This is a genomic window from Gardnerella vaginalis 1500E (assembly GCF_000263595.1).
In the GTDB taxonomy this organism is placed as follows: domain Bacteria; phylum Actinomycetota; class Actinomycetes; order Actinomycetales; family Bifidobacteriaceae; genus Bifidobacterium; species Bifidobacterium vaginale_E.
This window is the reverse complement of sequence record NZ_ADES01000002.1, coordinates 1-1,376: the sequence shown is the minus strand read 5'-3', so window position 1 is coordinate 1,376 and position 1,376 is coordinate 1. Positions and strand designations below refer to the sequence as shown.

The following is a 1,376-nucleotide window of genomic DNA, read 5'->3' as shown; positions in this document are numbered from 1 at the left end:
GAGAGTGTACAATATTTTGTGTAAACACAAAAAAGAGTATAAAAAAAGAAGCCACTAGTTGTATAATTAATCTACCAAAACAAATTAACAAAGGAGTGACTTCTAAATGGATTTTAACACAGAATTGACAAAAAGACTATTACAAGGTGACAATATTAATCACTTATTAAAAGAAGCGATTGAAAATGGGATTAATCAATTACTTCAAGTTGAATTAACAGAGCATTTAAACTACCCTAAACATTCTGTAGAGGGATATAACACCGGAAATTCAAGAAATGGTGGCTATAATCGTAAAATTTATTCAGAATATGGTATTTTAAATATCCATATTCCACGAGATCGTAACGGAGAATTCGAGCAAAAAATTATTAAAGCTTATAAAAGAAATTCCGAAAAATTAGAAGAGGTTATTATTAAACTTTATTCTAAAGGCTTTACTAACCGTGAAATTGCAGAGTGTATCGAAGATATTTACGGTCATCACTATAGCCCTACTACCGTAACAAATATTACAAAACAAGTTGAAGACTCTGTTAAAGAATTTCATCAAAGAAAAGTTCAATCTCGTTATGCAGTGATTTATGCTGATGCAACGTATGTTCATTTAAGAAGAGCTACTGTTCAAAAGGAAGCTGTTCACTTTTTAGTAGGAATTACTCCAGAAGGCAGTAAAGAAATTCTTGATTATGCAATCTATCCTACTGAATCTGCTGAACACTATAAAGAAATGTTGGAATCATTGAAACAAAGAGGATTACAAGAAGTTTTACTATTTATTACAGATGGACTTAGTGGGGTTAAGACTGCTCTTTTAAGCGTGTTTCCTAACGCAAAATATCAAACTTGTTGGGTTCATTTAATCCGACAATTACAAAAGAAGGTAAGAGTTGAAGATAAAAGAGAATTAGTAGATTCACTTAAGAAAGTTTATCAATCAAACAATAAAGAAGATGCAGAGAAAAAATTAAACGAATTTCTAGAAAACATACACAAACGTTATCCTAAAGTCTGTGCAAGTATTGATTCAGTTTATGACGATTTATTAGTCTTTTTTGACTTCCCTAAACAAATTCGTCAAAGTATTTATACGACTAATTTAATTGAAAGTCTCAATAAGCAACTAAAAAAACGATTAAAAGCAAAGGAACAGTTTCCAGCAGAGGATAGTTTAAATCGTTATCTAGGAGTATTTTGTATTGAACAAAATGAATTATCTAAAGAAAGAATTCATAGAGGATTTGGATTAGCGTCTTATGACCTGCACGAAAAATTCGAAATCCAATAATATTTGCTTTTCGTAGAAAAGCAAATATTATTGGATTGATAGCTTGATTGACAACTAGTGGAGTTTACACAAAATTCTTGACACTGCC

The 1,376-nt window shown here is 30.5% G+C and carries 1 protein-coding gene; it reads left to right on the top strand.

Annotated elements, in window-relative coordinates; translation table 11 throughout:
* The first annotated feature begins 106 nt into the window (after positions 1–106).
* On the top strand, positions 107–1,288 hold the full coding sequence (locus tag CGSMWGV1500E_RS05120) for an IS256 family transposase (protein ID WP_004126753.1): 1,182 nt from the start codon (positions 107–109) through the stop codon (positions 1,286–1,288).
* Positions 1,289–1,376 lie beyond the last annotated feature (88 nt).

Bases quoted from the DNA above. Each gene is read 5' to 3' on its own strand.
- CGSMWGV1500E_RS05120 (WP_004126753.1), top strand. From the start codon at position 107: ATGGATTTTAACACAGAATTGACAAAAAGACTATTACAAGGTGACAAT.